Below are 24192 nucleotides of genomic sequence, written 5' to 3'. Positions count from 1 at the left end.
CCCGCCGCGTCGGTCCCCGCCCCCGCCGGGCCGGACCGCGCGGGCGCGTTCAGGCGCCCACGGTCCCGTCGACGCCCTCGCGCAGGAAGTCGGCGTGCCCGTTGTGGCGGCCGTACTCCAGCAGCACGTGCAGCATCACCATCCGCAGCGACACCTCCTCCTCCCACCTCGGCTGGTACCCGGCCCGGTCCAGGGAGTCGGACGCGCGCTCGATACGGCGCGAGGTCTCCACCTCGGCCTCCCAGGCCGTGAACGCCTCTGCCCTGGTCGACCGGCTCGCGTCGTACGCCGCCTGGAAGTCGATCTCGTCGGACCACACCATGGGCGCGTCCTTGTCCTCGAACACCCGGCGGAACCAGGCGCGTTCCACCTCCGCCATGTGCCGCACCAGACCGAGCAGCGACAGCGTCGACGGCGGCATGGACCGCTGCCGCAGCTCCTCGTCGGTGAGCCCTTCGCACTTCATGGCGAGGGTCGCCCGGTGGTAGTCGAGGAAGGCCCGCAGCATGTCGCGTTCACTGCCGAAGCTGGGCGGTCCCGTGCGGTCGTCGCTGGTCACTGGCCGTACTCCTCGTCCGTCTCGCTCATGCCGTACGCCGTGCCGCTCCATCCTGCGCCATCCACCGGGCGGTTCCCCCGCCTATTTGTCCTTGCCGTTGCCCTGGCCGCCGTTCGCCCGGCCGTTCCCGGGGGTGCTCTTGGCGGGGTCCGCGGTGCCCTTGGCGGACTTGCCGGTGCCGGTCAGCTGCTCGGAGCAGTAGGCGGCGACCCTGTCCTCGCCCCCGGCGGCCGTGACGAGCCGCTGCCAGGCCGTCGAGTCGAGGGCCTTGCCACGGCCCTGGACCTGTTCGTAGGCGCGGCAGTGGGCCGCGGTGTCCTGGGCGTTGGCGGGCCGGTCCGTGGGCCGTCCGCCGCCGGCGGACGAGGACGGCGACGAGCCGGCGTCGCCCGGCCGTTCCGGGGCGACGGCCGACGGGCGCGCGGTGCCCCGACCGGTGCCGGTGCCGTCGGTGGAGGAGCCGACGGCCGCGACCGCCACACCGCCCAGGGCGAGCCCCGCGAACACCACGCCGAACGTCACCTTCAACGGACGGCGGGACCGCCGCTTCTCCGCCGGCCGCCGCCAGTCGTCCCGGCGTCGGGTGCGTGCCGGTTGCACTCCCGCGGAGTGGGCGGCCCGGAAGGCGGCCACGGCCCGCTGCTCCGCGTCGGGGGCGAGACCGTCGGCGCGGATGGCGGTCGCGAGGACCGACTCCAGCACGTCGGCGTCGCCCGCGTCCGCAGGGCCGGACAGGGCGTCGCCGGTCTGCGCACGCCGACGGCCCGGTGCTCCGCCGCCGCTCAGCCGCTCGCTCATGTCCGTTTCCGTTCCCTGTCCGGCCGTTCCGTCTTCGTTCGGTCTGCCGAGCCCGGTGCCTCTCCGCCGACCACCGCCACCGACGTTGTTCATGTCGACTCCCCAAGCGTGCGGGAAGCCCCATCCGTCACACCCTGCTCCGCTTCACCGCCGATGCCCAGCTGACGGGCGAGGCGTTTCAGGCCGCGGTGAGTCGCGGTGCGCACCGCTCCCGGGCGCTTGCCCAGCACGCGTGCGGCGGCGGGACCGTCCAGGCCGACGACGACCCGCAGCAGTACGGCCTCGGCCTGGTCCCGCGGGAGTCCGCGGACCAGTTCCAGGGCCCGCTCGGTGGAGATCGACTCCAGGGCCTGCTCGGGGGTGTTGTGCGGGCCGGCCAGGTCCAGCACCTCCAGGTCGGTCCCGGCCGCCTGGGGCCGCACGCGGCGGCGCCGCAGATGGTCCAGCGCCCGGTGCCTTGCGATGGTCGCGGTCCAGCCGCGGAAGCCGGCCCCGTCGCCCTTGAAGCGGCCGATGTCGCGGGCTATCTCCAGCCAGGCGTCGGACGCCACGTCCTCGGCGTCGTCGCCGACGATCCCGCGGAGGTAGCCCAGCAGGTTCGGCTGCACGATCCGGTAGGCGACCGCGAAGGCGGCCTCGTCGCCCTCCTGGGCCCGCGCGACCGCAGCGCCCAGATCCCCGTCGTACTCGTGTACGCGCCGGGGTTGCCGTACCTGGCCCAAGATTGCCCTCGTTCGCACCGATCACAGCCGAGTCCACGCCGTCCGCCGCGCTCCGGTCGCGTCGACGGCCCCATCGTGACCAGCGTGCGGACTCACGGAAGTGTCACAACATCCCGCGAGCGCGCGGTGGTGATGGCGGTGGCGGTGGCGGTTGCGGCGGTGGCGGTGGCGGTTGCGGTTGGGGGGGTGATACTTCCGCTCCCCCGTGCGCTCCTTCTTGCATGAGCGCGTACCTCCGTCTGCGAGCGGTTCCGGCCCCTGCCCTGCGCAACAGCCCGACCTGGTTCGAACGGCTCTTCACCAGCACCGCCGAGCCCGTCCTGCCCCCGCCGGGGCGGCACTGCGAGGATGCGCTGGACCAGTGCCGCCCGGACCAGGAGTGCATCTACGCCGGTGCGTCCCCGCACGGCCCGGACGTGGTGCTCGGCGGGCGCCCCGTGTTCCGCGCCGACCGGCACGGACCGCCGCTGCTGGTGCTGACGGCCGCCCGGACCCGCGGGGTGGCCGGGTTCCTGGCGACCGCCGACTTCGACGAGCTCTGGGACACCGCCCGGGACACCCTGCTGCCCCGCTACGGAGGCGAGAGCGCGGAGCCCGAGGCACGCCGGGTGTTCGCCGAGGCACACCAGGAACTGACGGCGTTCTACGCCCACACGGCCGAGCACGGCGACGCGGTGGTGAAGTGGCCGACCGAGGCATGAGGGGCGCGAGGCGCAACAGCTCCGGCCGCTCGTGCTCTGTCCGTGCGGACGGCCATGTCGGTCGTCGGCCAGGACGGGGGCGGGACGCGTGCGGCACGGTGACGTCATCCCGCGGAGGCCGACTGAGACGCAAACCGCGACGGAAACCGTGACCGAGACCGGCGAATGCCAGAGGGCCGGACCATTTTCATGGTCCGGCCCTCTGATCCGGCGGAGGATACGAGATTCGAACTCGTGAGGGGTTGCCCCCAACACGCTTTCCAACTGTGGTGGTGGTCTGTCGGGCTTGGTGCCAGGCCGCTCACCTGCGTTCACGCACGTCCGAGTCCTCAGCGTGAGTTGGCAGCTGCACCCTCGTGAACGGTGACGGCCGTTGCTGAATGAGACGGAAACTGAGACGGACAGGCACCCTCTGACCAGGCCGTTCGAATCACTGGCCGCAGGCGCATCCCGCGGCTTTCGGGCCCTCGTCCTTGGTGGCCTGGCTGGTGCAGCAACCGTCGCTTGGGGTGTTGGGATCGGCGCTCTTGCCAAGCGTGTCGGCGTCGGCCTTGACCACGTAGACCTCCCACGGCTCCTTGCCGGGACCGTGCACCCACACCTTGTCCTGGATGGCGTAGCAGCAGGAGGTGTCGTTTTCCTCGAACGTGGCCAGGCCGGCGTCCTTCAGTCGTGTGGTGGCGGCGTTGACCTGGTTGGTGGACTCGACTTCGATGCCGAGGTGGTCCAGGCGGGTCTCCTCGCCGGGCTCACCCTGGATCAGGACGAGCTTGAGCGGTGGTTCGGCGATGGCGAAGTTGGCGTAGCCCTCGCGCCGCTTGGCCGGTTCGGTGCCGAACAGTTTCGAGTAGAAGGTGATCGACGCTTCCAGGTCGCTGACATGCAGGGCGAGCTGAGCACGGGACATAGCGGGTCTCCCATCGGCTTGCATTGATATCCTTCGATGTAAGCTTGTGAGTTGCATCGAAGGATGTCAACATAGAAGTATGTCGAATCAAGAGCTTGTGGTTCTCGGCCAGAGCGACGAGGGCGGTGCGTGCTGCCCAGGTCTGGCGACCGCGCCGTTGGACGAGGACCAGGCGGCCGAGCTGGCGAAGCTGTTCAAGGCGCTAGGCGATCCCGTGCGCCTGCGGCTGTTGTCGATGATCGCTTCTCGGGCGGGCGGTGAGGTCTGTGTCTGTGACCTGACTCCTGCCTTCGACCTGTCCCAGCCGACGATCTCGCACCATCTCAAGCTGCTGCGGCAAGCCGGTCTGATCGACTGCGAGCGGCGCGGTACGTGGGTGTACTACTGGGCGCTGCCCGCCACCCTCGAACGGCTCGCCGCCTTCTTGAAGACGTCGCAGGCTGCTGAGACGACCGCGTGAGCGTGCCGCTGGGCCGCCGGATGGTCGCGGAGTTCGTTGGCACGGCGGCCCTGGTCGCAGTGGTCGTCGGCTCCGGTATCCAGGCCACTGAGCTAACCCATGACGTGGGCGTGCAGCTGCTTGCCAACTCACTGGCCACGGTCTTCGGCCTGGGCGTGCTGATCCTGCTCCTGGGGCCAGTCTCCGGCGCCCACTTCAACCCCGCTGTCACCCTCGCCGCCTGGGTCTACGGGAGCTGCACCGGTGACGGACCGGCTGGACGGGAGGTCGCCGCGTACATTCCGGCGCAGATCGCGGGAGCTGCCGCGGGCGCGATCCTGGCCGATGCAATGTTCGGCAGACCGCTCGCGCAGTGGTCCACCCACGACCGCTTTGCCGGGCATCTGTGGTTGGGTGAGGTCGTCGCGACCGCCGGGCTCGTCCTGCTCGTCTTCGGCCTGGCCCGCACGGGTAACGCCCGTTTCGGCCCCGTGGCCGTGGCCTCGTACATCGGCGCCGCGTACTGGTTCACGTCCTCCACCTCGTTCGCGAACCCCGCCGTCACCATCGGCCGGGCCTTCACCGACACTTTCGCCGGAATCGCCCCCGGCTCCCTCGGCCCGTTCATCGCGGCCCAGCTGGTGGGCGCCGCGCTGGGGCTGGGCCTGGTGCTCGCGGTATTCGGTCGCTCGGCACCCGCAGCGGCCGTCCATGCCGGCCTCCAGGGCGAATCCGACCTCACCGCCCCCGCACTCCCCTGACCTCCGCCAGAAAGACGCACCCGCCATGACGTCGCCCGTTGAAAAGCCGTCCGTCCTGTTCGTCTGCGTTCACAACGCCGGTCGCTCGCAGATGGCCGCCGCGTTCCTCACCCACCTCGCCGGCGAACGCGTACAGGTGCGCTCCGCTGGTTCGGCGCCCGCCTCGACGGTCAACCCGGCCGTCGTCGAAGCCATGGCAGAGGTCGGCATCGACATATCCGCCGAGGTCCCCAAAGTGCTCACAGCCGAAGCTGTACAGGCCTCGGACGTGGTTATCACGATGGGCTGCGGCGACACCTGCCCCGTGTTCCCCGGCAAGCGCTACCTCGACTGGGAACTCCAGGACCCGGCCGGACAAGGCGTCGATGCCGTACGTCCGATCCGCGACGAGATCGAAAAGCGCATCCGCGGCCTGATCGACGAGATCACCCCGGCAAGCCAGGCTTGAGCGCCGCGACCGCCGCTCGCATCGCGGCGATGAGCCCCGAGCACGCCGAGCGGGCGCGGGACGACAGGAAGCTCAGGAAGCCGGGGCAGAGCTGGACGCTCCAAGCCTGGCTTGAGCACTGGGTCGAGAACATCGCCAAGCCGTACGTTTCCGAGAACACGTACGACGGTTACGAGGTCGACGTGCGCGTTCATCTCGTGCCTGGCCTCGGCGCTCACAAACTTGACCGCCTGGAGCCGGAGCACCTGGAGCGCTTCTATCGGAAGATGCAGGCCTCCGGGAGCTCCGCCGGCACCGCTCATCACGCGCACCGCACGATTCGGGTCGCCCTCGGCGAAGCGGTCCGACGCGGGCACGTCGTCGCCAACGCGGCTGAGATCGCCAAGGCTCCCCGCCTGGAAGAGGAGGACATCGAGCCGTACACGATCGAGGAGGTACAGAGCCTCCTCGTCGAGGCGGCCAAGCTCCGCAACAGTGCGCGGTGGGTCGTAGCCCTGGCGCTCGGCCTTCGCCAAGGTGAGGCGCTCGGTCTGCACTGGGAAGACGTCGACCTCGACGCGGGGTATGCCCGCATCCGCAAGAACCGGCTCCGGCCGAAGTACGCGCACGGTTGCGGCGGCGAACCCTGCGGCCGGAAGGCGGGCTACTGCCCGAAGCGGGAGCAGACCCGCCGCGAGCACAAGTCCACCAAGTCCCGCGCGGGCCGGCGCACCATCGGCCTGCCCGATCCGCTGATCAAGATTCTCCGCCAGCACCAGGAATCCCAGGAGGGGGAGCGGGTCGCGGCCGGTGCCGACTGGGAGGGCAAGGGGTACGTCTTCGCCTCGCCGGTCGGCGGACCGCTGAGCCCCAACACCGACTTCCATGTCTGGAAGAGGCTTCTCCGGGACGCCGGCGTACGAGACGGCCGTCTTCATGATGCGCGCCACACCGCCGCGACCGTCCTTCTGATCCTCGGCGTCCCGGATGTCGTGATCGACTCGATCATGGGTTGGGAGCCTGGGGGAGCGGCTCGGATGCGGGCTCGGTACATGCACGTGACGGGGACCATGCTCCGCAAGGTCGCGCAGCAGGTCGGCGACGCTCTTTGGGAGCTCCCGGAAACGAACTGAGACGGAAACTGAGACGGAGAACGTCGAAGGGCCCCACTGCGAACAGTGGGGCCCTTCGACGTATTGCCCGGTGAGAGCAATGGCGGAGGATACGAGATTCGAACTCGTGAGGGGTTGCCCCCAACACGCTTTCCAAATGTTCCTCTGGGGGTACAGGGGTGTGCGGGAGCGTTCTGACCTGCGGTGCGACTGTGGCGGGCAGGGCTCCTGAACGCTGCTGTACGGAGGTGAATGCAACCAGAACTGCAACCAGCGCCCGTCTATTTGCCTCTCTCCGGGCCGTACCACTGGAGAGCCTGACCGGTCACCGCCGCGATGCAGGCGAAGTCGTGGTCGCGGTGCAGGAGGGTGAGCCCTTGCAACTCGGCCGTCGCGGCGACGACGAGATCCACCGCACCCGCACTGCGATGCTTTCCCTGTTTGGTGAGAGCTTCTTGGACCTGCCAGGCGCGGTCGTAGGCGCGGTCGTCGACGGGAACCCAACCGAAGACCAGTCGCATGTCCTCGATGCCACGCGCCCTGTCGGCGGCCGACCGGGCGCTGTAGAAGAACTCAAGCTCGGTGATCGGGCAGGTGGCGATGAGCCCGGCGGCTGCCGCCTGGTCCCAGCCGTACTGCTCCGCGTCCTCGCGCATGAACCGAGCGAGCGCGCTGGTGTCGATCAGGAACTGAGCCGCGTTCACCGGCGGTAGTTCCCCTTGTTCTCGAACAGCTCCAGATCGAATGCGCCGTCCCCGGCCGAGGCCCGCAGCCGGGCGAGAGCCAGGGCGCGACGCCTACTCTCCAGCACCTCGCGAAGAGCGGTGTTGACCGTCTCCTTCTTGGTGCTCGTCCCGAGGGCCTTCGCCACGTCCGCGACCAGGTCGTCGTCCAGGTCGATAACCGTCCGACTCATTTAGCGCCTCCCTGATATCAAATATGGGGGCAAGTATATCTCGTGAGGTGCTCGCAAGGTGACGCACCCGGGCATCCAGCCTTGGCCGCCGAGTCCTACGCGGGCATCACGCCATGGATGCGGGAGAGAGTGAAAACGCGTTCCGCTTCACGCAGGTGGCACCAGGCGTCGAGGTACGGCGGGTCGAGTTCCAGGTTGCTGAGGGTGCGTACGGTCCGGTTGCCCGACGTGGCGATGTACTCGACCGTGATGGCCGCACCCGTGTCGATGGCATGGGCGACCTGGCGTACGTCGCTGTACGACAGGTGCTTCGCGTATCCGGCGACGATCTCCTCTGTGTCCGTCGCGAACGGCACCCCACTGCCGAACGGATCGGGTTCCGGTGAGTGCGGCGGGGCCTTGAGCAGCCGGTCGGCCAGGGCACCCATCCCGGCGTCCGCGGGCAGGCCCGAGGCGCGGGCAGCGGTGGTCCCGGGGCCGCGCCGCCCGACGTTCCTTCGCGGGGGCGGGACGGCAGCCGCAGCCCTCTGGGCCAGGCGCTTCTCGATGCGTACCGTTCCCCCGGCGGTCTCGGCGACCGGGGCGTAGCCCGCGGCGCGGAGTGCGGCCAGAGCCGTCGCGGGTGGGCTGCCGCTGACCAGGACCGTCGGGGCGAGCTGCCGCAGGGCGAGCTTCGACAGGGCGCGGTGGGCGGCGAGCTCGGCCAGGAGCGCGGGTTCGTCGCCGTGGATGACACAGGCCGCGGGGGCGATGCGCACCCGTCCGTGGCCTCGTGCGGTGTCGGCGATGAGATAGGTCAGCGGCTGCGGCAGGACCGTGGCGGAACCGGCTGCCAGGTCGGCTGTGATGTCGTCCAAGGTACGGCCGGCGTCCAGGGCCCGGCGGATACTGCTGCCGCTGAAGCGCCATACGGACGCCGTGCCACTGGTCTCCCGGTCGGCCACCGAATCCAGCAGCGCCGCGAGTCGCGCGGACGGGGTGCCGGTGACGACGGCGGTGAGGTCGGCGCCGATCCGGGCCATCGTGGTCGCCGGGGGCAGCAGCCGTCGGGCCGTGCTGTTGAGCTCTTCGTCGGCGTGGGCCGCCAGGTGGGCACCGAGCGGAGACAGCGCACCCCGTGCCAGCACGCCCAGCAGTTCGCCTTCGCGGATCACGGTGCTGAACGGTGCTGTGTCCTGGGTCGAGGCGTCGTCGGCTAGCGGACGGTGCCAGGCCACGAGCGGCCCCAGCTCTGAAGCGACCTTCACGCCCTGTCCGGCCGGAAGCCCCGCCGCCGCGGTGAGCAGCCCGCGGCGGGCCTGTAGACAGCCGCCGCAGTCAGGGGCACCGGCGAGTGCGGGAAGCGCCTTGCCGTCCTCGTCGCGCGACTGGGAGGGAGTGAGCGGCAGGTCCTGCCACGCCCGGAGCAGTACGGCGAATTGTTCCGCGGGCTCCTGCTCGGCCCAGGCGTCGTACGCCTCGGTGGGAGGTACGCGATCGCCGTCGCGAGCCAGCAGTCCGGCGGCGTAAGCGGTCTCCAGGGCGATGCGTACGACGGCGTCGTCCGCTTGGGCGGCCTTGCCGAGCCGGGCCAGTTCACGCGCGCCGATCCCGCCCGACTTCAGCCGGGTCGGTGGAGCGGTCGCGCACACCGAGAGGACGGAGGCGGCATGGGCCGCGAACGCGGTGGCGGCCACCGCGGCCTCCCGCTCCACCTCCGAAGAGGTGACGGGCACCAACTGTGTGATGGGCGGCAGAGGATCGAACGGAGCGTGCCAATCGGCGCCCCGCACGGCCAAAGCCACCTCGACCGGCATCCGGACCGGCCCGTACCGGTGACGGTCCTGGAGCAGAAGCCCACGGTCGAGCGCCCACCGGGCGCCTGGTCGGAGATCGGGGTCAGGAGCCCCGAACGCGACGAACAGCGACTGACGCGGCGTGGACCTGGCGTTCTGCTCAAGCAACTTCCGTGTGGCCGCCGGTGCCCCCGCCACCAGCGCGGCGACCCGCTCCGCGTCACTGTGGTGCTCCACCAGAGCCGCGAGTCGCTGCTGTTTGGTGCCGGGTGGCTTGATACCCAGGACCGTCAGCATGCCGCGCAGTTCCTCCGAGGTGGTGCCGGTCAGCAGCTCTTCCAGCGGGGCGTCAAGCCCCAGAGGCGAGCTCCACGCCTGCCGCAAGGGCGTAGGCATGCGGAGTGCCCCGATGCCGTCGTGCCACACGAGCGCCCGATCAGACAGCGCCTCCAGGGTCGCGTCCAGTGCGTGCACCGCCGCCGGGGATGTCGAGCCGAGCAACTCCGCGAGGCTCTCCCGGGTCGCTCGTGCTCCCAGGGCGGCCAGCGCCTCGGCGACCTGCAAGCACGGCAGCGTGAGCCGCGGCAGGACGAGTGCCACGGACCCCGGACGCTGGAGACGGTCCGCCAGTTCCCCCACCGAGCGTGGTTCCGGAGAGGAGGCCGCGTCCTTCCGCATGGCGAGTACGCGTGCCAGGCGGGAACGGTCGAGTTCGCTCAGCCAGGTCGTAAGCGTCGATCGGGACTTCATGAGGGTGCACCTCGACAGACAGGAAACGCTACAGGCGGGCCGAAGCCGCTTCGGCGCCAACGCCAAGGATGGCGCAGTTCCATGATCCGCAGATGTCGTACGAAGACAGAGCCCGCAGCGCCTCCCCGCCGGGCCCAGCCCGACGAGACGACGGCAGGAGAAGATCCGGCCGCCCGCTCGCCGAAATGTTCTTAATGGGCAGATATAAGTGCAACCAAAACTGCAACCGGTGCACGACGAAAAGCCGAGCCGCGATTGCGGCTCGGCTCCTCGTTTCGCCTGTTCAGGCGGCTGCGGAGGATACGAGATTCGAACTCGTGAGGGGTTGCCCCCAACACGCTTTCCAAGCGTGCGCCCTAGGCCTCTAGGCGAATCCTCCGCTGGGAACATTACATGACCGAGAGGAGTGCTTGCGAACTCGTTCTCACCCGCTGACGTCGGGTACTCTGTGCGGAGCCCCTCACGCGGCGCTATCTGACTGAACTCCCCCAGGGCCGGAAGGCAGCAAGGGTAGGTTGGCTCTGGCGGGTGCGTGGGGGGCGCTTGCGTTCCCCGGGCGGGAGCCTTCGGCGGGGTGGGTTGTCAGTGGGCGCCTATAACCTCGTATGCGTGTCGTCTCTCGCGCTGTACCGCCGCTATCGCCCGGAGTCGTTCGCCGAGGTCATCGGGCAGGAGCATGTCACCGACCCGCTGCAGCAGGCGCTGCGGAACAACCGGGTCAATCACGCGTACCTGTTCAGCGGCCCGCGCGGATGTGGCAAGACGACCAGCGCGCGGATCCTCGCCCGGTGCCTGAACTGCGAGCAGGGCCCGACCCCGACCCCGTGCGGGGAGTGCCAGTCCTGCCAGGACCTGGCGAGGAACGGCCGGGGATCCATCGACGTCATCGAGATCGACGCGGCCTCTCACGGTGGTGTGGACGACGCCCGTGAGCTGCGTGAGAAGGCCTTCTTCGGGCCCGCCTCCAGCCGCTACAAGATCTACATCATCGACGAGGCCCACATGGTCACGTCGGCCGGCTTCAACGCGCTGCTCAAGGTCGTCGAGGAGCCGCCGGAGCATCTCAAGTTCATCTTCGCCACGACCGAGCCCGAGAAGGTCATCGGGACCATCCGGTCGCGGACCCACCACTACCCGTTCCGGCTGGTGCCGCCGGGCACCCTGCGGGAGTACCTCGGCGAGGTGTGCGGCAAGGAGCAGATCCCCGTCGAGGACGGCGTGCTCCCGCTCGTCGTGCGGGCCGGCGCCGGATCCGTGCGTGACTCCATGTCCGTCATGGACCAGCTGCTCGCCGGGGCCACCGAGGCCGGTGTGACGTATGCCATGGCCACCTCTCTCCTCGGGTACACGGACGGGTCGCTGCTCGACTCCGTGGTCGAGGCCTTCGCGACCGGGGACGGCGCCGCCGCGTTCGAGGTCGTCGACCGGATCATCGAGGGGGGCAACGACCCGCGCCGCTTCGTCGCCGACCTGCTGGAGCGGCTGCGGGACCTGGTGATCCTCGCCGCCGTGCCGGACGCCGTGGAGAAGGGGCTGTTCGACGCCCCCGCCGACGTTCTCGAACGGATGCAGGCCCAGGCCGGCACCTTCGGCGCCGCCGAGCTCAGCCGCGCCGCCGACCTCGTCAACGAGGGCCTGACCGAGATGCGCGGCGCCACCTCGCCGCGCCTCCAGCTGGAGCTGATCTGCGCCCGCGTGCTGCTGCCGGCCGCGTACGGCGACGAGCGGTCCGTGATGGCCCGGCTCGACCGCCTGGAGCGCGGCGTCAACTTCTCGGGCGGGGGCGGCGCGCCCGCCATGGGGTACGTCCCCGGACCCGAGGCGCACATGCAGCCTCCGGCACCTGCGCAGCAGGGGGGAGGCCCGGCGGCGGCCCGGGCGGCCGTACGAGGGGGAGGGGCGCCGACCTCCGCTCCGGCACCGACCCCCGCTCCGGCACCGACCCAGGCTCCGGCACCGACCCCCGCTCCGACCCCGGCTCCCGCTTCCGCTCCGGTCCCGTCCGCGGTAGCTGCGCCCGCACCCGCGCCCACGCCGGAGCCTGCCGCGCCCACGCCGCCTCCCGCCGCCGCTCCGGCCGCTCCCGCGCCCGGTGCCTGGCCGACGGCGGCGCCCGCGGGTGGCGGCGGCGCCCGTCGTCCCGGCGGCTGGCCCACGGCCACGGCCACGGGCGGCGCTCCGGCGACCCAGCAGGCCCCGCCGCCCCCGGCCTCCCCGGCCCCTGCCGCCGCTCCGGCCCCGGCGCCCGCCGCCCCTGCCGGTGGCCTCGACCCCCGTGTGCTCTGGCCGAACGTCCTGGAGGCGGTGAAGAACCGCCGCCGCTTCACCTGGATCCTGCTCAGCCAGAACGCCCAGGTCACCGGTTTCGACGGCACCACCCTCCAGATCGGCTTCGTCAACGCCGGCGCCCGCGACAACTTCGCGAGCAGCGGCAGCGAGGACGTGCTGCGGCAGGCACTGGGCGAGCAGTTCGGCGTGCAGTGGCGGATCGAGGCGGTCGTCGACCCGACGGGTGGTGGTGGCGGTGCCGCGGCTCCGTCCGGCACCGGGTACGGCGGCGGCGCCCCCGGCGGCTACGGGGCGCCCGCGGCGTCCGGCTACGGCAGCGCGGCCCCCGCCGCTCCGGCCCACCACGCGCCCGCCCAGCAGGCTCCGGCGGCCGCCCCGGTCCAGAGCCCGCCGCCCACCCCGAGGGCAGCGGCCCCGGCCCCTGCACCCGCCGCCCCGGAACCGCCGCCGGTGTCCCCCGAGGACGACATCCCGGAGGAGGACGACCCCGACCTCGACGAGTCGGCCCTCTCCGGCCACGAGCTGATCGTGAAGGAGCTGGGGGCGACGGTGGTGGAGGAGATCCAGAACGAGTGACGCGGGGCGGGCGCCGACGCCTGGGAGACGGGCGGCGGCGGCTTGTCGGGCGACTGCGGGCCGGTGGGGGTTGCTCGCGCAGTTCCCCGCGCCCCTGGGTCTCCCCACGCATCCGGCACGGTAGAGCGAAGCCCCCTCCCACCGGCCTCCTGGCCTGCGCGGCGTCCGAGGCAGCAACCACGTCCAGCCCGTTCGCTGTCTTAGTCAGCAGCCACCCCCCCAGCCCGTCCGGCGTTTGAGGACGAGGCCGTTCAGGCCGAAGTGGGGGTTTGGGGGGCGGTAGCCCCCCAAGAGGGGCCACCTCAGCAGGCGGGCGCCGCTCGGCCGAGGACCCTTGGAGGAACCTCCAGTCGGCCCGCCCGGCTACGCTGGCCCCCGTGAAGGTCCTCGTCATCGGCAGCGGCGCCCGCGAACACGCCCTGTGCCGCTCACTGTCCCTCGATCCCGACGTCACCGCGCTGTACTGCGCCCCCGGCAACGCCGGCATCGCCGAGGTGGCCGAGCTGCGCCAGGTCGATGCCCTGGACGGCGGGGCCGTGGCCGCGCTGGCCCTGGAACTCGGCGCCGAGCTGGTCGTCGTCGGCCCGGAGGCCCCCCTGGTCGCCGGGGTCGCCGACGCCGTGCGCGACGCGGGTGTCCCGGTCTTCGGCCCCTCCGGGGAGGCCGCGCGGATCGAGGGGTCCAAGGCGTTCGCCAAGGACGTGATGGCGGGGGCCGGAGTCCCCACCGCCCGTTCGTACGTCTGCACAAACGCCGAAGAGGTCGCCGAGGCGCTGGACGCCTTCGGTGCGCCGTACGTCGTGAAGGACGACGGCCTCGCCGCCGGCAAGGGTGTCGTCGTCACCGACGACCTCGACGCCGCCACGGCGCACGCGGCCGCCTGCGAGCGCGTCGTCATCGAGGAGTTCCTGGACGGCCCCGAGGTCTCCCTCTTCGCGATCACCGACGGCGAGACGGTCCTCCCGCTCCAGCCCGCGCAGGACTTCAAGCGCGCCCTGGACGGCGACGAGGGGCCGAACACGGGCGGCATGGGCGCCTACTCCCCGCTGCCCTGGGCCGACCCCAAGCTCGTCGACGAGGTCCTGCAGACCGTTCTGCAGCCGACCGTCGACGAGATGCGGCGGCGCGGCACCCCGTTCTCCGGGCTGCTCTACGCCGGTCTCGCGATCACCTCGCGCGGCGTGCGGGTCATCGAGTTCAACGCCCGCTTCGGCGACCCGGAGACCCAGGTGGTCCTCGCCCGCCTGAAGACCCCGCTGGCCGGTGTCCTGCTCGCCGCCGCGAACGGCACGCTCGCCGACCTGCCGCCGCTGCGCTGGCGCGACGACGCGGCCGTCACCGTCGTCGTCGCCTCGCACAACTACCCGGACACCCCGCGCACCGGCGACCCCATCACCGGCCTCGACGCCATCGCCGCCGAGGACGCGCCGCACGCCTGGGTCCTGCACGCGGGGACGAAGCGGGCCGGCGACGCCATCGTCAGCGCCGGCGGCCGGGTCCTCTCCGTCACGGCGACCGGCGCGGACCTGACCCAGGCCCGTGAGCGGGCGTACGCGGCGGTGGCGCGGATCGGCCTCGACGGCTCCCAGCACCGCACGGACATCGCCGCGAAGGCGGCGGAGCAGGTCCAGCAGGCCTGACTCCGCTCGCTTCCAGCGACCCTTTCCTGATCAGGCCCCGGATACCGAAATCCGGGGCCTGATCGTTGCTGTCTGTCGATCACCTCTGACCAAAGCCATTCCATCGAGTGACCGATGCCCTATCCGGCTGACGGGGGCCGAGGCCCCAACTAGGGTGCGGCGCAGGCGTTCCGGCACTTGGCCCACCGGCATTGCGATGTCGGTGGCGGGTGCCACAGTGGGGGAGTGAGCAACAGCCAGGACAGGCCGAGGACAGCAGGGAGGGGGTGAGGTCCGGACGTGACCAGTACCGGTATCGGTGCGGAGGCGGGAGCGCAGGCAGCGCGTACCCGGGCCCTCGCCGTGCTGCGCATCCGCGGCCGGGCCCTGGCCGTGGCGCTGCTGCCCGCCGCGGCCACGGTGATCCTGCTGGCCGGCGGCTCCACCGGTCACTTCGTCGGCCGCGGCTGGGACACCGCCCGCTGGATCGTCGGCGCCCTCGCGGTCCTCGTGCTGCTGGCCGCCGCCGGCGTCGCCCTGGTCGTGGCCCGCGCCCGCCCGGCCGTGAGCCCCACGGTCGCGATCCCGGAGGAGACCGCCCCCGACCTGTACCGGATGGTGCGCGACCTGGCCGACCGCCTCGACGTGCCGGCGCCCTCCGCCATAGCGCTCACCCCGGACTGCGACAGCTGGCTGGAGGACCGCACCCACCCGGCCCACGGCCCGCCCGCGCCCAAGAGCGGCGACGAGCTCGGCACCCCCGGCCTGCACCGCCGTACCCCGGCCGCCCCCGTGCTCGTCATCGGCTCCCCGTTCCTGTGGTGGATGCGCGTCGGCGAGCTCCGCGCGGTCCTCGCCCCGGTCGTCGCCGGTACGGGACCCTCGGCGCACCCGGACATAGCGGCCGCCCGCCGGTTCGTCAGGGGCCTGGACGCGGCGGTGGCGGTCTCCGCGGCGCCCGCCCGGCGTCCGGCCACCCGCCTGGTGTGCGCGGGCATCGCCTGGGTGGCCCGGCTGCTGCTGCGCGGCTGCCGGGAGCACGCCGCGCTGATGGAGCGCGGGGTCGCCGCCGCGGCGGCCGAGCGGGCCCAGGCGGTCGACTACGGCCTGCGGATCGTCGCCCAGGAACAGGTCGGCCTCGCCTACGCCGGCTGGGACCGGCTGCTCACCCGGGTCGCGCTGCCCGCCTGGCGGATGGGCCGCTGGCCCTCCCGGCTGGACGCGGGCGTGGTCGCGGCCCTCACCGAGCTGTCCCGGCGCGACCGGCTGGCCGAGGGCTTCGCCTCCCGGCTGGGCGAGCGGCCCGCCTGCGACCTGCTGGAGGAGCCGGGCCTGGTGGACGAGGCCGCCTCGCTGCTCGCCGCCCGCCTCTTCCACGGCGGCCCCGCCGAGCCGGGGCCCGACTGGTCGCCGGTGGCCTGGCAGGAGTACCCGGACGAGGTCGTCGACCGCACCTGGCGCACCGAGGCGGCCCGCCTGCACCGCGTCCTGGACGCCCTCGGCGTCCGTGCCACCGTCGACCCCGGCGCGCCCGACCCCGGCGGCCCCACCCTGGCCCGGGTCCTGGACCACCTGACCGACCCGACCGCCCCCGGCAGCCGCCGCTACCCCCCGCCGTACGACGACTCCCGCACGTCCTCCGGCTACGACGACGACCCTCGCACCCCCGGCTACGACGACGACTCCCGCACGTCTTCCGGCTACGACGACGACCGCCGCACCCCCGGCTACGACGACGGCCCCGACGCCCCCGGCTACGACGACGTCCCCCACGCCCCCGGCTACGACGAGGAGGCGGACGAACCCACCGGCACCGAACGCAGCGCCGCGCTCGCCGCCGGCCTCACCGCGGCCCTCGCCCGCGAGGAGCACGAGGGAGCGCACGCGAGTACGGCCGAGACCGCGCGCCCCGGCTGCCCCGCGGCCAGCGGCCAGGGCGGCTCCGGCGGCCCCGCCAGCCCCCTGTGGGACGACGGGGCGCTGCCCCTCTTCCCGCTCCAGCCCCCGCGCACCGCCCGCGAACTCCTCGCCGACCACGTCAAGGCGATGGTCTGCTGCGCGGCCGTGGACACCGCCGGAGCCACCCCCGGCCTGGACTGGCTCGACGGTCCGGCCCTGCTGGTCGACGGCGAACGGGCCGCCGACCTGACGCCCAGAGTCCTCAGCCTCATCGAGGAGGGAGACCCGGCCCCGCTGCGGGCCTGGCTGGTCGAATCCGGAATACGTCCCGAGAAACCGGTCCGACTGGTCTGACCTCGGCTTTTCGACGCTTTAGCGGAGCAAAGTGTTCCACTTCAGGCAAATTCGCAACGAACCGTGACCATACGCGTGCGTTATGTGATGTGCTGGGACCGTTCGCGGAAGTGGCAAGCGCATCCGACATAAGACAGACGCCACAGTCACAGCGCGGCTCAGCTCAGCAGGACACCGCAACCGCACCGCACGACGCAGCACCGCACCGCACACATCGCACTTCGGCTCGTATCAGCACGCTTCACGGGGGCACGAGGGAGGGGAGCCACCATGGCATCGGACCAGATCCGCCGCTGGGAGTCGGGAGCACTTGCGCACGCCGTCACGGACCCCTTCGGCCAGGGCCCCGTTCCCTGGCTGCGCGGCAGCGAGACCTATTTCGACGACACCGGTCACGTCGTCCCCTGGTACGTGGACCCCAGCCGGCCGCAGCCCACCGGCGAGAACCCCCGGGTCCCGGCCCCGCGCACCGCCGTCGGCGGCCCGCGCTCGGCGGACGACGTGCACCGTCAGATCAAGGGGTTCACCTCGACCGGCGCCGTGACCCCGGGCGAGGCCGTCGACTTCCACATCACGGTCGACCCGCCGCAGGAGTTCAGCGTCGACATCTACCGCATCGGCCACTACGGCGGCGACGGCGCATCGAAGATCACCACCAGCCCCCGGCTGTCCGGCATCGTCCAGCCGCCGCCGCTGGCCGCCGACCGCACGGTCTCCTGCCACCACTGGTGGCTGTCCTGGCGACTGCAGGTCCCGTCGTACTGGAGCATCGGCGCGTACGTCGCCGTGCTCACCACGGCGGACGGCTACCGCTCCCACGTGCCCTTCACGATCCGCGACAACCACCCGGCCGACCTGCTGCTTCTCCTGCCCGACATCACCTGGCAGGCGTACAACCTCTACCCCGAGGACGGCCGCACCGGCGCCAGCCTCTACCACGCCTGGGACGAGCGGGGGCGGCTGCTCGGCGAGGCCGACGCGGCGACCACCGTCTCCTTCGACCGGCCGTACGCGGGCGCCGGCCTGCCGCTGCACGTCGGCCACGCCTACGACTTCATCCGCTGGGCCGAGCGCTACGGCTACGACCTCGCCTACGCCGATGCCCGCGACCTGCACGCCGGCCGCGTCGACCCGACCCGCTACCGGGGCCTGGTCTTCCCGGGCCACGACGAGTACTGGTCGCCGCAGATGCGCCGCACGGTCGAGCTGGCCCGGGACAGCGGCACGAGCCTCGTCTTCCTCTCCGCCAACACCATGTACTGGCAGGTGGAGTTGGGCCCGTCGCCGTCCGGGGTCGCGGACCGGCTGCTGACCTGCCGAAAACGCAGGGGCCCGGGGAAGCCCGCGCTCTGGCGCGAGATCGACCGGCCCGAACAGCAGACGGTCGGCATCCAGTACGCGGGCCGGGTGCCCGAGCCGAACCCCCTGATCGTGCGCAACGCCGGGCACTGGCTCTGGGAGGCGACCGGCGCGCACGAGGGCGACGAACTCCCCGGCCTGGTGGCAGGCGAGGCCGACCGGTACTTCCCGCGCACCGCGCTGCCGGAGCACGAGCAGCGCATCCTGCTCGCCCACTCCCCCTACACCGACAACGACGGCGTCCTGCGCCACCAGGAGACCTCCCTCTACCGCGCCCCCTCCGGCGCCCTGGTCTTCGCCGCCGGCACCTTCGCCTGGTCCCCGGCCCTGGACCGCCCCGGTCACATCGACCCCCGTGTCCAGCGCGCCACCGCCAACCTCCTGGACCGCATCTGCAAGCACGACTGATGCGCACAGGTGTCCGCGTGGCCCCGCTGTCCGTGCGCAACCCGGCATACGGGAGAATCGAGGGCACCTGTACAGAACCACGGGGAGGAACCGTGTCCGGATTCGTCGAAAAGCCCGAGCCCGTGGAGGTGCCGGGTCTGGTGCATCTGCACACCGGCAAGGTGCGCGAGCTTTACCAGAACGCGGCCGGAGACCTCGTGATGGTCGCCAGCGACCGCCTGTCCGCCTACGACTGGGTGCTGCCGACCGAGATCCCCGACAAGGGCCGGGTGCTCACCCAGCTCTCCCTGTGGTGGTTCGACAAGCTCGCCGACCTGGCCCCCAACCACGTCATCGGCACCGAGCTGCCCGAGGGCGCCCCCGCCGACTGGGCGGGCCGCACCCTGATCTGCAAGTCCCTGAAGATGCTCCCGGTGGAGTGCGTGGCCCGCGGCTACCTCACCGGCTCGGGCCTCGCCGAGTACCAGGAGTCCCGCACGGTCTGCGGCCTCGCCCTCCCCGAGGGCCTGGTCGACGGCTCCGAGCTGCCCGCCCCGATCTTCACCCCGGCCACCAAGGCCGAGGTCGGCGAGCACGACGAGAACGTGTCGTACGAGGAGGTCGCCCGCCAGGTCGGCGCCGAGACCGCCGCCCAGCTGCGCCAGGCCACCCTCGCGGTGTACGGGCGGGCGCGGGACATCGCCCGGGACCGGGGGATCATCCTCGCCGACACCAAGTTCGAGTTCGGCTTCGAGAACGACACCCTGGTCCTCGCCGACGAGGTGCTCACCCCGGACTCGTCGCGCTTCTGGCCGGCCGACGAGTGGCAGCCGGGCCGCGCCCAGCCGTCGTTCGACAAGCAGTACGTGCGCGACTGGCTGACCTCGGCCGAGTCCGGCTGGGACCGCAGGAGCGAGCAGCCCCCGCCGCCGCTGCCGGAGCGGGTGGTCGAGGCGACCCGCGCCAAGTACATCGAGGCGTACGAGCGGCTGACCGGCCAGAGCTGGAGCTGACCCCCCGCCCAACGAAAAAGGCCCCCGGTGGAAACCGGGGGCCTTTTGTCGACGAGCGGACGACGAGGCTCGAACTCGCGACCTCAACCTTGGCAAGGTTGCGCTCTACCAACTGAGCTACGTCCGCATGCGCCGTGGCGCGAGAGCAACTATACCCAACCTCGCTCCCGCGCGAGACGCACTGCCGCATGACGGTTCTCGGCACCGAGTTTGGTGACGGCCGAGGAGAGGTAGTTCCGCACGGTCCCCGGCGACAGCGCGGCCCGCTCGGCGATCTCCGCGACCGGCGCCCCGTCGGCCGCAAGCTCCAGCACCTCCGCCTCCCGAGCGGTCAGCGGCGAGTCCCCGGCGGAGATCGCGTCGGCGGCCAACTCCGGGTCGATGTACCGGTTTCCCGCGTGCACGGTCCGGATGATCTCGGCGAGCCGCTGCGCACTCACCGTCTTCGGGACGAACCCCCGCACTCCGGCGGCCAGCGCCCGCTTCAGATGACCGGGCCGCCCGTGCCCGGTGACGATCAGCACCCGGCAGTCGGGCAGTTCGGTCCGCAGCGATGTGGCGACCCTCACACCGTCGGCGCCCGGCATCTGCAGATCCAGCACCGCGACATCGGGCCGGTGGGCCTGGGCCATGGCGAGCGCCTCGGGCCCGCTCGCCGCCTCCGCGACGACGACCAGATCGTCCTCGAGGCCGAGCAGCGCGGCCAGCGCGCCCCGGATCAGATGCTCGTCGTCCGCGAGCAACAGCCGTACCGGAGACGTCATGAAGTGACTCCACTCACACTCGTATCGGCCGTCGTACGACCGGACAGCGGCACCGAGGCCACCACCCGGAACCCGTCCGCCCCGACCGGCCCGGCCTCCAGCGTCCCGTCGACCACGGCGAGCCGCTCCCGCAGCCCGGCCAGTCCGGACCCGCCGCCCCCGTCGTTCCCACGCACCACAACCCCGTCGTTCTCCACCGTCAGCACCACGCATCCCTCCCGCACCCGCAGCCCCACCGCACACCGTCCCGCGTCCCCGTGCCGCAGCACGTTGGTGGTCGCCTCCCGCACCACCCAGCCGAGCGCCGACTGCACCTCGGCGGGCAGTCCGGTGGCGTCGCCCGTCACCTCGCAGCTGAATCCCGCGGCCGTCAACACGCCCTGCGCACCGGCGAGTTCGGTGCCCAGGTCGGCGTCCCGGTAGCCCCGTACGACATCGCGTACCTCGCGCTGCGACTCCTGGGCGATCCGCTGCACCTCGATCATCTGCTCCACGGCCTCGGGCCGTTCGCGCCGGGCCAGCTGGACCGCCAGTTCGCTCTTGAGGGCGATGACCGCGAGGTTCCGGCCGAGGACGTCGTGCAGATCGCGGCCGAACCGCAGCCGTTCCTCGGCGACCGCGAGCCGGGTCCGGGTCTCGCGGGCCTCGTCGAGTTCGTAGACGGCGTTCAGCAGCCAGAGGGAGAAGATCGAGGTGAAGGCGAGGAACGCACCGCCGAGGAAGACCACGAACGCGGTGAACAGCGCGGCCACCCCGGGGTAGCCGAGCGGGAAGGCGACCGCCCCCGCCCCGCAGGCGAAGCCCGCGACCAGCGACAGCACCCGCTTCCGGTTGTGCACCCCGAGCGCCGTGATCCCGGCGCCGAAGGCCAGCACCCCGGTGAAGACGCTGCCGCCCGCGGCGTCCAGGTCCGGCCCCGACCCGTGCCTGCGCAGGACGAGGGCGGCGACGGCGAAGACGTACGTCGCCGCGGCGAGCGCCCACAGCAGCCGCACCGGCTGCCCCCGTCGGCCGCGGGTCCAGTCCAGGGCCCGCGAGGCGGTCACCGCGCAGAGCAGCGCGTGGACGACGACCATCGCCATCAGCCAGCCCGCGACCCCCGGCCCGGCCTGCGCGAACACCGGCAGTCCGATCGCCGCGACCTCGATCACCGCGAAGAAGTGGAACGACCACCGCGTGTACGTCTCGACCTTGGCGGGAGTGGTCTTCTCCCGCCACCAGCCGCCTGCTGCCCCGCTCATCCCGCTCCCGTTCCCCTCGTTCCTCTCGTTTCCCTCGGCGTTTCCCTCAGCGCCGGGGTTCCCAGCGGAACCACCGGCGTACAGCAAACACCGCGACCAGGGTCCAGGCCAGCGCGGTGGCGACCGCCCCCAGCACCTGGAACGCGCTCATCTCCCCGGTCCAGCCGGCCCGGACCAGGCGGACGGCCGGGGAGAGCGGGAGGAGTTCGCAGACCTTGGCGACCCGGTGGGGCAGGGTGTCCGCGGGCATGGCGATGCCCGAGCCCAGCAGGGAGACGAAGAGCAGGGGCAGCGCGGTGACCTGGGCGCTCTCGGTGGTCCGGGTGAAGGCCGAGGTGAGCGCGGCGAGCGCGGCACTGAGCAGCAGGCCGAAGACGAGCCCGAGCAGCGTGAGGTACGGCGCCTCGGGCGCGCCCGCGTCGAGCAGTACCGCGCAGCCGACGGCCAGCAGCAGCGCCTGTGCCAGGCCGAGGCAGACGGTGGGCAGGGCGGTGCCGGCCAGGATCTCCGCGTCGGACAGTTCGCCGGTGCGCAGCCGTTTGAGGACGAGTTCCTCGCGGCGGGCGACGAACGCGCCGACCAGCGAGCTGTAGACGGCGAACAGGAAGGAGAAGCCGATCGCCGCGGTCAGCATCAGCGTGCCGGCGTTCAGTCCCTTCTCCTTGAGGTCGAACTGGTCGAGCGCGGGCCGGACCGTGACCGGCAGTGCGAGCGGCACGAGCAGTGCGGTGAGGACCGCGCTGCGGTTGCGGCCGAAGAGGAGCAGCTCGGCGCGGGAGAGGGCGCGCAGCCGCGCCGTGACCACCGTGTTCATGCGGCTGCCTCCTTCGCGATCCCCAGGAACGCCTCCTCCAGCGAGGCGGACCGCACCTCCAGGCGGTGCAGTTCGACCCCGGTCCGGTCGGCCCACCCCAGCACCCCGGCGGCGGTCCGCTGCACCTCGCGGGTCCGCAGCCGTACGAGCCTGCCGTCGAGTTCGTGGCCGCACACGCCCAGCGCGGCGAGTGGCGGCAGGTCCCCGAGGAAGTAGCCCGTGGGCAGTTCGAAGGACATCCGCGCGGGCCGGCCGGCGGTCACCTCGCCCGGTGTCCCGGCGGCGGCTATGCGCCCCTCGTGCAGGATCGCGAGCCGGTCGGCGAGGTCCTCGGCCTCCTCCAGGTAGTGGGTGGTGAGCAGGACGGCCGTGCCGTCGTCGCGCAGTGTGCGCACCAACTCCCAGGTGTCCCGGCGGCCTTCGGCGTCGAGTCCGGTGGTCGGCTCGTCCAGGAACAGCACCTCGGGCCGGCCGAGCAGCGCGAGTGCCAGGTCGAGGCGGCGCCGTTCGCCGCCGGAGAGCTGCTTGACCCGGACGTCCGCCCGGCCGCCGAGCCCGACCAGGCCGAGCGCCTCGGCCTCGGGCCGGGCCCCCGTCGTGCAGCCGGCCCACATCCGTACCGTCTCGCCGACGGTCAGCTCGGAGGGGAAGCCGCCCTCCTGGAGCATCACGCCGGTGCGCGGGCGGACGGCGGCCCGCTCCCGGTGCGGGTCGTGGCCCAGTACCCGTACCCGGCCCCCGTCCGGCGGCGCGAGTCCTTCGAGCAGTTCGACCGTCGATGTCTTTCCGGCGCCGTTGGTGCCGAGCAGCGCGAAGATCTCTCCGCGGGCCACGGAGAAGGTGATTCCGCGGACCGCCTCGAACCCGCCCCCGTAGACACGCCGGAGATCTGTGACCTCAATCACGTGTTCGTAGTCCATGACTCCAGCGTCCCCGCGGCCGGGGCCCGGGAGCAGTGCGCGGTGTCATCGCTCGCCATGACAAATGTCAGCGGTCCCCCGGGAGCGCGCGAAAAAACCCCAGTCATATGACTGGGGTTTCCTCTATGAGCTGGAGCGGACGACGAGGCTCGAACTCGCGACCTCAACCTTGGCAAGGTTGCGCTCTACCAACTGAGCTACGTCCGCACTGCTCCCGACCGGCTCCCACCGATCGGTGCGAGCACCAGCCTACCTGATCCACAAGCATGCTCAGGACGGCGGTGCAGAGCGGGTGACAGGAATTGCACACTGCGCCTTCCCCCTGGAAGGGGGATGTTCTACTACTGAACTACACCCGCATGTAGTCCGCGGACTCCGGCTTTTCGGCCTTGCCCGTCGGCGTGCTCCAGACATTAGCTGATCAGCAGGGGGGTAGCGCAAGTCGGCTGCCCCCAGAGGCGGCTGACGCACCCTGAGAGCAGCCGGCCACCCCTGTCACTGGGCGGCGCTGAACGCCTCGTACACCTTCTTCGGGATGCGGCCGCGGGCCGGGACATCCATCTTGTTCGCCTGCGCCCAGGCGCGGACGGCCGCCGGGTCGGGGGCGACCTCCGTCTGCTTGTACGCCTTGCCCGACTTCGACCGCTTGCGGCCGGCCGCGAGGTACGGCTCCAGGGCCTTGCGCAGTTTCTTGGCGTTCGCTTGATTCAGATCGATCTCGTACGACTTGCCGTCGAGTCCGAAGGCGATCGTTTCCGCCGCTTCCGAGCCGTCGATGTCGTCAAAGAGAGTGACCACGACCTTCTGCGCCACGAATATTCGGTCCCTTCGTGTGGCACGTCTATACAGCTCATCGACAGCTCATCGGCGATGACCGCGACGGCGGAAGATGACGTGCCGAGTATCGGCTATTGCCAATTCATTTGTACAGTGCCTGGCAATACAAAGTGAAGCCCGACTAAATCCGTCCGCGTGTCCCCAGCGCAATAGATGTCGTGGACGAACCCGGGGAACTTTCCCAGAACTTTTCGTGAGGATCCTCCGCTGTCACCCGATCGTGATGCGCCTCACGTAGTTTCCTACAACTCTA

At 71.7% G+C, this 24192-nt stretch carries 22 protein-coding genes, 4 tRNA genes and 1 other RNA gene; 11 read left to right on the top strand and 16 right to left on the bottom strand.

The genetic code is table 11. The annotated features are described in order from the left end of the window. Positions 1–49 precede the first annotated feature (49 nt). From ACGF5O_RS17115 to ACGF5O_RS17105, 3 genes are all read right to left on the bottom strand, one after another. A complete protein-coding gene (locus ACGF5O_RS17115) occupies positions 50–559 on the bottom strand; it encodes a DinB family protein (protein ID WP_393810690.1) in 510 nt (169 codons plus the stop codon). A gap of 81 nt (positions 560–640) precedes the next feature. Next, a complete protein-coding gene (locus tag ACGF5O_RS17110; protein ID WP_393810689.1) occupies positions 641–1357 on the bottom strand; it encodes a hypothetical protein in 717 nt (238 codons plus the stop codon). Positions 1358–1446: 89 nt separating this feature from the next. Further along, on the bottom strand, positions 1447–2079 hold the full coding sequence (locus ACGF5O_RS17105; protein WP_393810688.1) for an RNA polymerase sigma factor: 633 nt from the start codon (positions 2077–2079) through the stop codon (positions 1447–1449). Positions 2080–2300: 221 nt separating this feature from the next. On the opposite strand from ACGF5O_RS17105, the gene ACGF5O_RS17100 reads away from it, so the two are divergent. After that, positions 2301–2780 carry a DUF1877 family protein gene (locus ACGF5O_RS17100; protein WP_393810687.1) on the top strand — a complete coding sequence of 160 codons (480 nt, stop codon included), beginning with the start codon at positions 2301–2303 and terminating at the stop codon, positions 2778–2780. 430 nt (positions 2781–3210) lie between these two features. On the opposite strand, the gene ACGF5O_RS17095 is transcribed toward ACGF5O_RS17100, so the two are convergent. Then, positions 3211–3687: an ArsI/CadI family heavy metal resistance metalloenzyme gene (locus ACGF5O_RS17095; RefSeq protein WP_393810686.1), complete on the bottom strand. Its 477-nt coding sequence runs from the start codon at positions 3685–3687 to the stop codon at positions 3211–3213. Positions 3688–3766: 79 nt separating this feature from the next. Here ACGF5O_RS17095 and ACGF5O_RS17090 point away from each other — a divergent pair, with 79 nt between their 5' ends. The 4 genes from ACGF5O_RS17090 to ACGF5O_RS17075 are packed head-to-tail and all read left to right on the top strand — an operon-like array spanning position 3767 to position 6447. Further along, on the top strand, positions 3767–4147 hold the full coding sequence (locus tag ACGF5O_RS17090; protein WP_393810685.1) for an ArsR/SmtB family transcription factor: 381 nt from the start codon (positions 3767–3769) through the stop codon (positions 4145–4147). A gap of 20 nt (positions 4148–4167) precedes the next feature. Continuing rightward, positions 4168–4887 carry an aquaporin gene (locus ACGF5O_RS17085; protein ID WP_393811081.1) on the top strand — a complete coding sequence of 240 codons (720 nt, stop codon included), beginning with the start codon at positions 4168–4170 and terminating at the stop codon, positions 4885–4887. Between the two features lie 25 nt (positions 4888–4912). Beyond that, the gene (locus ACGF5O_RS17080) at positions 4913–5335 is read left to right on the top strand and encodes an arsenate reductase ArsC (RefSeq protein WP_393810684.1); all 423 of its coding nucleotides are present in this window, start codon (positions 4913–4915) and stop codon (positions 5333–5335) included. Continuing rightward, positions 5332–6447 (top strand): tyrosine-type recombinase/integrase, encoded by a 1116-nt coding sequence (locus ACGF5O_RS17075; protein ID WP_393810683.1) that lies wholly within the window; start codon positions 5332–5334, stop codon positions 6445–6447. Before ACGF5O_RS17080 ends, ACGF5O_RS17075 begins: the two co-directional genes overlap by 4 nt. A gap of 260 nt (positions 6448–6707) precedes the next feature. On the opposite strand, the gene ACGF5O_RS17070 is transcribed toward ACGF5O_RS17075, so the two are convergent. The 4 genes from ACGF5O_RS17070 to ACGF5O_RS17055 all read right to left on the bottom strand — a co-directional run bounded on the left by ACGF5O_RS17070 (position 6708) and on the right by ACGF5O_RS17055 (position 10246). Continuing rightward, complete coding sequence (locus ACGF5O_RS17070) at positions 6708–7130, bottom strand: PIN domain nuclease (RefSeq protein WP_393810682.1); 423 nt, start codon at positions 7128–7130, stop codon at positions 6708–6710. Continuing rightward, complete coding sequence (locus tag ACGF5O_RS17065; protein WP_307662469.1) at positions 7127–7342, bottom strand: type II toxin-antitoxin system VapB family antitoxin; 216 nt, start codon at positions 7340–7342, stop codon at positions 7127–7129. Before ACGF5O_RS17065 ends, ACGF5O_RS17070 begins: the two co-directional genes overlap by 4 nt. A gap of 95 nt (positions 7343–7437) precedes the next feature. Further along, positions 7438–9867, bottom strand: coding sequence for a helicase-associated domain-containing protein (locus ACGF5O_RS17060; protein ID WP_393810681.1), 2430 nt, complete (start codon positions 9865–9867; stop codon positions 7438–7440). 294 nt (positions 9868–10161) lie between these two features. Then, positions 10162–10246 (bottom strand) — tRNA-Ser (locus ACGF5O_RS17055). Positions 10247–10318: 72 nt separating this feature from the next. Between ACGF5O_RS17055 and ffs the strand changes: the two genes are divergently transcribed. The 6 genes from ffs (at position 10319) to ACGF5O_RS17025 (ending at position 19363) form a co-directional block, all read left to right on the top strand. Further along, positions 10319–10417, top strand: an RNA gene (gene ffs, locus ACGF5O_RS17050) — signal recognition particle sRNA small type. A gap of 59 nt (positions 10418–10476) precedes the next feature. Continuing rightward, a complete protein-coding gene (locus ACGF5O_RS17045; protein WP_393810680.1) occupies positions 10477–12732 on the top strand; it encodes a DNA polymerase III subunit gamma and tau in 2256 nt (751 codons plus the stop codon). A 377-nt stretch (positions 12733–13109) separates the two neighbouring features. After that, the gene (gene purD / locus ACGF5O_RS17040; RefSeq protein ID WP_393810679.1) at positions 13110–14372 is read left to right on the top strand and encodes a phosphoribosylamine--glycine ligase; all 1263 of its coding nucleotides are present in this window, start codon (positions 13110–13112) and stop codon (positions 14370–14372) included. Between the two features lie 279 nt (positions 14373–14651). Further along, a complete protein-coding gene (locus ACGF5O_RS17035; protein ID WP_393810678.1) occupies positions 14652–16604 on the top strand; it encodes a hypothetical protein in 1953 nt (650 codons plus the stop codon). Between the two features lie 270 nt (positions 16605–16874). Further along, the gene (locus tag ACGF5O_RS17030; RefSeq protein ID WP_393810677.1) at positions 16875–18371 is read left to right on the top strand and encodes a N,N-dimethylformamidase beta subunit family domain-containing protein; all 1497 of its coding nucleotides are present in this window, start codon (positions 16875–16877) and stop codon (positions 18369–18371) included. Between the two features lie 92 nt (positions 18372–18463). After that, a complete protein-coding gene (locus ACGF5O_RS17025) occupies positions 18464–19363 on the top strand; it encodes a phosphoribosylaminoimidazolesuccinocarboxamide synthase (protein ID WP_393810676.1) in 900 nt (299 codons plus the stop codon). A 54-nt stretch (positions 19364–19417) separates the two neighbouring features. Here the strand turns inward: ACGF5O_RS17025 and ACGF5O_RS17020 are convergent. The 8 genes from ACGF5O_RS17020 to ACGF5O_RS16985 form a co-directional block, all read right to left on the bottom strand. Next, positions 19418–19490: transfer RNA gene (locus tag ACGF5O_RS17020), tRNA-Gly, on the bottom strand. A gap of 22 nt (positions 19491–19512) precedes the next feature. Next, positions 19513–20127, bottom strand: coding sequence for a response regulator (locus ACGF5O_RS17015; RefSeq protein WP_393810675.1), 615 nt, complete (start codon positions 20125–20127; stop codon positions 19513–19515). Beyond that, positions 20124–21368 carry a sensor histidine kinase gene (locus tag ACGF5O_RS17010; protein ID WP_393810674.1) on the bottom strand — a complete coding sequence of 415 codons (1245 nt, stop codon included), beginning with the start codon at positions 21366–21368 and terminating at the stop codon, positions 20124–20126. Before ACGF5O_RS17010 ends, ACGF5O_RS17015 begins: the two co-directional genes overlap by 4 nt. 46 nt (positions 21369–21414) lie before the next feature. Further along, a complete protein-coding gene (locus tag ACGF5O_RS17005) occupies positions 21415–22182 on the bottom strand; it encodes an ABC transporter permease (protein WP_393810673.1) in 768 nt (255 codons plus the stop codon). After that, a complete protein-coding gene (locus ACGF5O_RS17000; RefSeq protein WP_393810672.1) occupies positions 22179–23102 on the bottom strand; it encodes an ABC transporter ATP-binding protein in 924 nt (307 codons plus the stop codon). Before ACGF5O_RS17000 ends, ACGF5O_RS17005 begins: the two co-directional genes overlap by 4 nt. Before the next feature lie 131 nt (positions 23103–23233). Beyond that, a tRNA-Gly gene (locus ACGF5O_RS16995) sits at positions 23234–23309 on the bottom strand. Positions 23310–23389: 80 nt separating this feature from the next. Next, positions 23390–23461 (bottom strand) — tRNA-Gly (locus tag ACGF5O_RS16990). Between the two features lie 136 nt (positions 23462–23597). Then, entirely contained in the window at positions 23598–23915 is a 318-nt protein-coding gene (locus ACGF5O_RS16985) for an Lsr2 family protein (protein WP_355713692.1), read from the bottom strand. Positions 23916–24192 lie beyond the last annotated feature (277 nt).

The sequence above is a fragment of the Streptomyces sp. NPDC048291 genome (genome assembly GCF_043201715.1).
Lineage (GTDB): Bacteria > Actinomycetota > Actinomycetes > Streptomycetales > Streptomycetaceae > Streptomyces.
The sequence above is the reverse complement of the archived record's forward strand: the minus strand, read 5'-3'. Positions and strand labels throughout refer to the sequence as shown.

Excerpts from the sequence above, each read along its gene's own strand:
- ACGF5O_RS17110 (WP_393810689.1), bottom strand. The coding sequence starts at position 1,357 with ATGAGCGAGCGGCTGAGCGGCGGCGGAGCACCGGGCCGTCGGCGTGCG.
- ACGF5O_RS17100 (WP_393810687.1), top strand. The coding sequence starts at position 2,301 with ATGAGCGCGTACCTCCGTCTGCGAGCGGTTCCGGCCCCTGCCCTGCGC.
- ACGF5O_RS17095 (WP_393810686.1), bottom strand. The coding sequence starts at position 3,687 with ATGTCCCGTGCTCAGCTCGCCCTGCATGTCAGCGACCTGGAAGCGTCG.
- ACGF5O_RS17090 (WP_393810685.1), top strand. The coding sequence starts at position 3,767 with ATGTCGAATCAAGAGCTTGTGGTTCTCGGCCAGAGCGACGAGGGCGGT.
- ACGF5O_RS17085 (WP_393811081.1), top strand. The coding sequence starts at position 4,168 with ATGGTCGCGGAGTTCGTTGGCACGGCGGCCCTGGTCGCAGTGGTCGTC.
- ACGF5O_RS17080 (WP_393810684.1), top strand. The coding sequence starts at position 4,913 with ATGACGTCGCCCGTTGAAAAGCCGTCCGTCCTGTTCGTCTGCGTTCAC.
- ACGF5O_RS17065 (WP_307662469.1), bottom strand. The coding sequence starts at position 7,342 with ATGAGTCGGACGGTTATCGACCTGGACGACGACCTGGTCGCGGACGTG.
- ACGF5O_RS17060 (WP_393810681.1), bottom strand. The coding sequence starts at position 9,867 with ATGAAGTCCCGATCGACGCTTACGACCTGGCTGAGCGAACTCGACCGT.
- ACGF5O_RS17030 (WP_393810677.1), top strand. The coding sequence starts at position 16,875 with ATGGCATCGGACCAGATCCGCCGCTGGGAGTCGGGAGCACTTGCGCAC.
- ACGF5O_RS17015 (WP_393810675.1), bottom strand. The coding sequence starts at position 20,127 with ATGACGTCTCCGGTACGGCTGTTGCTCGCGGACGACGAGCATCTGATC.
- ACGF5O_RS17010 (WP_393810674.1), bottom strand. The coding sequence starts at position 21,368 with ATGAGCGGGGCAGCAGGCGGCTGGTGGCGGGAGAAGACCACTCCCGCC.
- ACGF5O_RS17005 (WP_393810673.1), bottom strand. The coding sequence starts at position 22,182 with ATGAACACGGTGGTCACGGCGCGGCTGCGCGCCCTCTCCCGCGCCGAG.
- ACGF5O_RS17000 (WP_393810672.1), bottom strand. The coding sequence starts at position 23,102 with ATGGACTACGAACACGTGATTGAGGTCACAGATCTCCGGCGTGTCTAC.